General features: G+C 68.7%; 7 protein-coding genes. All 7 read left to right on the forward strand.

Features of this window, described 5'->3' with window-relative positions:
• The coding region (locus ACFOJE_RS12045; protein WP_377814598.1) for an OsmC family protein at nucleotides 1-265 on the forward strand (265 nt) is incomplete at its 5' end.
• A gap of 28 nt (nucleotides 266-293) precedes the next feature.
• On the forward strand, nucleotides 294-1,433 hold the full coding sequence (locus ACFOJE_RS12050; protein ID WP_377814599.1) for an acyl-CoA dehydrogenase family protein: 1,140 nt from the start codon (nucleotides 294-296) through the stop codon (nucleotides 1,431-1,433).
• The gene (locus tag ACFOJE_RS12055) at nucleotides 1,430-2,764 is read left to right on the forward strand and encodes an FAD-dependent oxidoreductase (protein WP_377814600.1); all 1,335 of its coding nucleotides are present in this window, start codon (nucleotides 1,430-1,432) and stop codon (nucleotides 2,762-2,764) included. Before ACFOJE_RS12050 ends, ACFOJE_RS12055 begins: the two co-directional genes overlap by 4 nt.
• A gap of 27 nt (nucleotides 2,765-2,791) precedes the next feature.
• Complete coding sequence (locus ACFOJE_RS12060) at nucleotides 2,792-4,186, forward strand: ABC transporter substrate-binding protein (RefSeq protein WP_377814601.1); 1,395 nt, start codon at nucleotides 2,792-2,794, stop codon at nucleotides 4,184-4,186.
• Between the two features lie 11 nt (nucleotides 4,187-4,197).
• Entirely contained in the window at nucleotides 4,198-5,049 is an 852-nt protein-coding gene (gene ntrB, locus ACFOJE_RS12065; RefSeq protein WP_377814602.1) for a nitrate ABC transporter permease, read from the forward strand.
• A complete protein-coding gene (locus ACFOJE_RS12070) occupies nucleotides 5,039-5,959 on the forward strand; it encodes an ABC transporter ATP-binding protein (protein WP_377814603.1) in 921 nt (306 codons plus the stop codon). The genes ntrB and ACFOJE_RS12070 overlap by 11 nt, the downstream gene beginning before the upstream one ends.
• Before the next feature lie 101 nt (nucleotides 5,960-6,060).
• A partial coding sequence (locus ACFOJE_RS12075; RefSeq protein ID WP_377814699.1) for an alginate export family protein occupies nucleotides 6,061-6,851 on the forward strand: 791 nt, incomplete at its 3' end.

A 6,851-nucleotide genomic window follows, 5' to 3' on the forward strand; every position in this document is an offset into this window, starting at 1 on the left:
GGTGGCGACCTGGAAGCAGATCAGGCTGAGCAAGCTGGAGATCTTCCTGGAGGCGGACATCGGCAACCCGGCGGCCTGGGGCGCGGGCGGTGCGCAGATGCAGCCGGAGCAGATGGGCTTCCAGGCGATCCGGGTGAAGGTGCTGGTGGAAGGCGATGCGAGCCGCGAGGAGCTGGACGAGATCGTCCGCCACGCCAACTTCTACTCGCCGGTGGCCAACACCCTGCGCAACCCGATCCCGTTCAGCATCGGCCTGGCCGACTGATCCCAGCCCTGTCTTACCGGAGGATGCCATGAACAGCGTCGCAGTCGCCGTTTCCACTCCCACCGCCGCCTGGGGCGACGAGGCCCGGGTGCTCGCCGAGGTCGGGCGCATCGCCCGCGGGCCGCTGGCCCAGGCCGCCGGCCGCATCGACGAGGGGCATTACCCGCTCGACCTCATGGCAGCGCTCGGCGAGGCCGGGGCCTTTGCCGCCCACCTGGACAGCCACGGCAGCCGCTTCGGCCTGGCCCTGGCGGCCATGCAGGAGGTCAGCCGCAGCTGCGGCTCCACCGGCTTCCTGACCTGGTGCCAGGACGTCTGCGGCCTGTACATGGAGCAGTCGGGCAACCCGGCGCTGCTGGAGCGCCTGGCCGGCCACGCCGCCGGCCGGACGTTCGGCGGCACCGGCCTGTCCAACCCGATGAAGGCCCTGGCCGGCATCGAGAACATGCTGCTGCGGGCGCGCAAGGTGCCCGGCGGCTACAAGGTCAGCGGTTCGCTGCCTTGGGTCAGTCACATCGCCAGGGGCCAGTACTGCGGCGCCATCGCCGCGGTGGAGCGGGGCGACGGCAGCCGTTCCCACGAGATCATGTTCCTCCTCGACCTGGACGAGCGCACCGAGCTGAAGGCCTGTCCGACCTTCTCCGGCATGGAGGGGACCAGCACCTGGCGCATCCAGCTCGACGACTACTTCGTCGGCGAGCCGAGTTTGATCGCCGACCCGGCGCGACCGTTCATCGCCCGCATCCGCGCCGCCTTCGTGCTGCTCCAGGCGGGCATGGCCACCGGCCTGGTGCAGGGCAGCCTGGACTCGATCCGCGAAGTCGAGCCGGTGCTCGGCCACGTCAACCAGTACCTCCACGACCGCCCGGACCAGCTCCAGGCCGAGTTCGAGGAGCTCGGCGGGCGGATCATGAAGCTGGCGCAGAGCCCTTTCGACGGCAGCAAGGATTATCTGCTGGACGTGCTCGATGCCCGCACCCAGGGCGCCGAACTGGCCCTGCGCGCGACCCAGTCGGCCCTGCTGCACCAGGGCGCGCGCGGCTACCTGATGAGCGCAGCACCGCAGCGGCGCATCCGTGAGGCGCAGTTCGTCGCCATCGTCACCCCGGCGATCAAGCACCTGCGCTGGGAGATGGCCCGCCTGATGAAAGAGGAGACGCCGGCATGAGCGCCATCAGCCAACCCTGGCGGCAGTTCATCTGCCGCGCCTGCGGCCTGATCTACGACGAGGAGCAGGGCGATCCGGACAGCGGCCTGGCTGCCGGCACCCGCTTCGAGGACATCCCCGAGGACTGGGAATGCCCGCTGTGCGGGGTGACCAAGCTGGACTTCGAGCCCTACGTCAGGCGCGAGGCCGCGCCGGCCTGCCAGGTGCCGGCGTTCGCCTGCGGCAGTGGCATCGTGGTGGTCGGCGCCGGCCTGGCCGGCTGGGCCGCGGTCGAGGCCCTGCGCGAGCTGGACGGCCAGGTGCCGATCACCCTGGTCAGCGCCTGCAAGGGCGACCGCTACCACAAGCCGGAACTGTCGCTGGCGGTCAGCCGCGGCATGACCGCCGAAAAGCTGGTCCGCGAACGCGCCGTCGATGCCGCCCGCCGCCTGGGCGTGCGCCTGCTCGCCGAGACCTTCGTGGTCGGCCTCAGTCCGGCCCTGCATCAGCTACGCACCACCCGCGGCACCCTGAACTACACCAAGCTGGTGCTGGCCCAGGGCGCGCGCCCGGCGCTGCCGGCCGAACTGCCGCAGGCACTGTGCTGGCGGGTCAACGATCTGGCCGGCTGGAGCGGCCTGCAGCGGCAACTGGCGAAGGGGCCGCAGCGGGTGGTCATCGTCGGCGCCGGGATGGTCGGCTGCGAGCTGGCCGAGGATTTCGCCCGCGCCGGGCACAACGTGACCCTGCTGGATCGGTGCAACCTGCCGCTGGCCGGCCTGCTGCCGGACGCCGCGGCCCAGCGCCTGCTGCAGAGCCAGGCGGCGCTGGGCATCGATTACCTGGGGGGCGTGGAGGTGGCCGGCGTCGAGGCTCTGGCCGACGGCTCCAGGCGCATCAGCACCCGCTGCGGTCTGGCGCTGGATGCCGAACAGGTGGTGGCCGCCACCGGGCTGGTCACCGATGAGCGTATCGCGCGGCTGGCCGGGCTGGCCTTCGAGCGCGGCATCCGGGTCGATCCGGCGACGCTGCGCAGCAGCGATCCGGACATCCACGCCCTGGGCGACTGCGTCAGCCTGGACGGCGCGCCGTGCCGCTTCATCGAGCCGATCGCCCACCAGGCGCGGGCCATCGCCCACGCGGTGCTGGGCCGGGAGGCCGAGGGCTACGTGCACAGCCCGCCGGTGATCCGCCTGAAGACCCGCTCGTTGCCCATCGAATTGCACGGCACGCCCTGTGCACAAGCCGAGTGGACCGTGGTTCAGGAAGACGATGGATTTTTGCTGATGGAGCAGCGGCTCGACGGCCGCACCGCTTCGACCTTGCGCGTGGGCCAGGCGAAGGCCGCCTGACCGCCATGAACTACAAGAGGGCACGCTATGAGTGACAAGAATTTCTTCCGCCCCTATTCGGAACACAGCGACCTGTCGGGCTGCACCTGCGGGGGGCACGGTAGCCAGGCCGAACATGACCGGGCCGCCGAAGAAGCCCGTCTGGCCCGCGCCCGGGACAGCGAAACCCTGTCCCGCGACTTCGTCGAGGCCGCCGCCGTGCGTGCCCTGTTCCCGCACGACGCCACCCGCCGGCGGTTCCTCAAGGCGGTCGGCATGGGCACGGCGATGGCGGCCATCGCCAGCGTCCTGCCGCTGGACTCGCTGAAGGCCATGGCCGAGGACAAGGGCCCCCTGGAGAAGAAGAACCTGAAGATCGGCTTCATCCCGATCAACTGCGCCACGCCGCTGATCATGGCCGATCCCATGGGCTTCTATAAGGAGCAGGGCCTTGCGGTCAGCCTGCAGAAGACCGCCGGCTGGGCGCTGGTGCGCGACCACATGCTCAACGGCGAGCTGGACGCTTCGCACTTCCTCGCCCCGATGCCGCTGGCCATTTCCCTGGGTCTGGGCTCCAGCGCCCAGCCGATGCGCGTGGCGACCATCCAGAACGTCAACGGCCAGGCCATCACCCTGGCCCTCAAGCACAAGGACAACCGCGATCCGCGCAACTGGAAGGGCTTCAAGTTCGCCATTCCCTTCGAGTTCTCCATGCACAACTTCCTGCTGCGCTACTACCTGGCCGAGCACGGCCTGGACCCGGACCGCGACGTGCAGCTGCGGGTGACCCCGCCGGCGGAGATGATCGCCAACCTGCGCGCCGGCAACATCGACGGCTTCCTCGGCCCGGACCCGTTCAACCAGCGTGCGGTGTACGACGGCATCGGCTTCATCCACATCCTCTCCAAGGACATCTGGAACGGCCATCCGTGCTGCTCCTTCGGTGCCTCCCAGGCGTTCATCGAGCAGAACCCCAATACCTTCGCCGCACTGTACCGGGCCATCCTCAACGCCGCGGCGGCGGCCAGCGATCCGGCCAACCTGCCGACCATCGCCAAGGCCATCTCCACACCCAACTACCTGAACCAGCCGGAGATCGTCGTGCGCCAGGCGCTGACCGGACGCTTCGCCGACGGTCTCGGCCAGGTGCGCAACGAGCCCGACCGCGCCGGCTTCGCGCCGATGCCCTGGTATTCCATGGCCACCTGGATGCTGACCCAGATGAAGCGCTGGGGTTACCTCAAGGGCGAGATGGACTACAAGGCGCTGGCCGAGCAGGTGTTCCTGATGACCGACGCGCGCAAGCAGATGGCCGCCCTCGGCATGAGCCAGGCCAGCGCCGAGCCGCTGTCCGGCTACAAGGGCTTCTCGGTGATGGGCCGGCCGTTCGATCCGGACGCACCGGCGGCCTACCTGGATGGCCTCGCCATCAAGCGCAGCTAGGAGGACCGTCCATGAACCGATCGATACGTCTGAAAGCCTCCGTGCTGTCGCTGGTGATGCTGCTGACGCTGGTCCTGATCTGGCAGTTCGCCACGGGTCCGAAAGCGGGCGCTGCCGCCGCCCCGGTGGACGAGGAGTACGCCCTGCTGATGGGCCAGGAGGCCAGCGCCCCGGCGCCGAGCAACGGCCTGCCGACCCCGGCGCAGTTCGCCGGCCTGGCCTGGCAACACCTCAGCGATCCCTTCTACGACAACGGCCCCAACGACAAGGGCATCGGCATCCAGCTGATGCACTCGCTGGGCCGGGTCGGGCTGGGCTACCTGATCGCCGCCCTGGTGGCCATCCCGCTGGGTTTCGTGATCGGCATGTCGCCGCTGCTGTACCGGGCGCTGGACCCTTTCATCCAGGTGCTCAAGCCGATCTCGCCGCTGGCCTGGATGCCCATCGCCCTCTACACCATCAAGGACTCCCAGACTTCGGCGATCTTCGTGATCTTCATCTGCTCGGTGTGGCCGATGCTGATCAATACCGCCTTCGGCGTCGCCGGGGTGCGCAAGGACTGGCTGAACGTGGCCCGCACCCTGGAGGTCGGCCCGCTGCGCAAGGCCTTCCGGGTGATCCTGCCGGCCGCCGCGCCGACCATCATCACTGGCATGCGCATCTCCATGGGCATCGCCTGGCTGGTGATCGTCGCCGCCGAGATGCTCATCGGCGGCACCGGCATCGGCTATTTCGTATGGAACGAGTGGAACAACCTGTCCCTGGGCAACGTGATCTTCGCCGTACTGATGATCGGCGTGATCGGAATGCTCCTCGATCTCCTGTTCGCCCGACTGCAGAAGAAGGTGACCTATGCCGAATGAAACCAAGCACGCCGCCCCCTTCATCAAGGTCGAGGGGCTGAGCAAGCGTTACCGCGCCGACCTGCCGCCGGTGTTCGAGAACATCAACTTCAGCATCCAGCAGGGCGAGTTCATCTGCGTGATCGGCCACTCCGGCTGCGGCAAGAGCACCATCCTCAACGTCATCGCCGGCCTGGATGAGGCCAGCAGCGGGGCGGTGGTGATGGCCGGCAAGGAGATCTCCGGCCCCAGCCTGGACCGCGGCGTGGTGTTCCAGAGCCATGCCCTGCTGCCCTGGCTGACCGTGGAGGAGAACATCGCCTTCGCCGTGCGCTCGCGCCATCCGGACTGGTCGCGCAAGCGGATCGCCGAGCACGGCGCGCGCTTCATCGAGATGGTCGGCCTGAAGGCCGCCTGGAAGAAGAAGCCGAGCGAGCTGTCCGGCGGCATGAAGCAGCGCGTCGGCATCGCCCGGGCCTTCTCGGTGGAGCCGAAGATGCTGCTGATGGACGAGCCGTTCGGCGCCCTCGACGCCCTGACCCGCGGGGTGATCCAGGACGAGCTGCTGAAGATCTGCGCGGCCACCCGGCAGACCGTGTTCATGATCACCCACGACGTGGACGAGGCGATCCTGCTCTCGGACAAGATCATGCTGATGAGCAACGGGCCCCACGCGCGGATCGCCGAGATCGTGGTCAACACCCTGCCGCGCGACCGCAGCCGCGAGACCATGCACCACGACCCACAGTTCTACCGCATCCGCAACCACCTGGTGGACTTTCTCGTGCGCCGCTCGAAGATGATCCAGCAGAACGCCGCCGAGGCGCCGAGCAGCGCCGAGCCGCTGATCGTCCGTCCCGGCCTGGAGGGCGACCAGCCGCCGCCCGGTCCCGACAACCCCAGCGTGGCGAAGATGCGCGTCGTCGCCTGACCCCCAGCGTTCCGTAACGCCCCTCCCGAGACCCCCGTCCGTCCATGCTCCGGCATGGGCGCGGGAGAGGCTACGCCCGGAAAAACCCCAGGAAGATATCCATGCGTCAGACTTCCCATTCCCTGCTGCTGTGCCTCGCCGCGAGCGCACCCGCTCTGGCCGCGGCGGAAGAGTCCTTCACCAACATCTTCACCCAAGGCAAGGCCTACCTCGACCTGCGCTACCGCTACGAGCACGTCGACCAGGACAACGGCCTGATGCATGCCGACGCCAACACCCTGCGCACCCGGGTCGGCTACCAGACCGGGCGCCTGTATGGCTTCTCCGCCCTGATCGAGCTGGACAACGTCGCCCGTCTGGGCGAGGCCGACTACAACGACACCCGCAACCACAACACCCGCTACCCGGTGGTGGCCGACCCCGACGGCAGCGAGGTCAACCAGCTGCTGCTGCGCTACGACCACCAGTACGGCAGCGCGGTGTACGGCCGCCAGCGCATCGAGCTGGACAACCAGCGCTTCGTCGGCGGCGTCGCCTGGCGGCAGAACGAGCAGACCTACGACGGCTTCCTCGGCCAGCTCAAGCCTCTCGACAAGCTGACCCTGACCTACGGCTACCTCGACAACATCAACACGCCCTTCGGCCCCGACGGCCAGCACGGCTACCCGACCAACCCGGCCAACATCGAGGGCCACAGCCACCTGTTCAACGCCAGCTACGCCTGGCGCCCGGAGCTGAAGATCACCGCCTACCACTACCTGCTGGGCCTGGACAACCTGGCGGTGGCAGCGAATGCGGCCCTCGGCAGCCAGTCCAGCCGCACCAGCGGCGTGCGCCTGACCGGCAGCCGCGCCGGCTTCGGCTACGCCCTGGAGTACGCCCACCAGAGCGA

Origin of the sequence: Azotobacter bryophylli (assembly GCF_042643485.1) — a bacterium.
GTDB lineage: Bacteria > Pseudomonadota > Gammaproteobacteria > Pseudomonadales > Pseudomonadaceae > Azotobacter > Azotobacter bryophylli.

Excerpts from the sequence above, each read along its gene's own strand:
- ACFOJE_RS12050 (WP_377814599.1), top strand. The coding sequence starts at position 294 with ATGAACAGCGTCGCAGTCGCCGTTTCCACTCCCACCGCCGCCTGGGGC.
- ACFOJE_RS12055 (WP_377814600.1), top strand. The coding sequence starts at position 1,430 with ATGAGCGCCATCAGCCAACCCTGGCGGCAGTTCATCTGCCGCGCCTGC.
- ACFOJE_RS12060 (WP_377814601.1), top strand. The coding sequence starts at position 2,792 with ATGAGTGACAAGAATTTCTTCCGCCCCTATTCGGAACACAGCGACCTG.
- ntrB (WP_377814602.1), top strand. The coding sequence starts at position 4,198 with ATGAACCGATCGATACGTCTGAAAGCCTCCGTGCTGTCGCTGGTGATG.
- ACFOJE_RS12070 (WP_377814603.1), top strand. The coding sequence starts at position 5,039 with ATGCCGAATGAAACCAAGCACGCCGCCCCCTTCATCAAGGTCGAGGGG.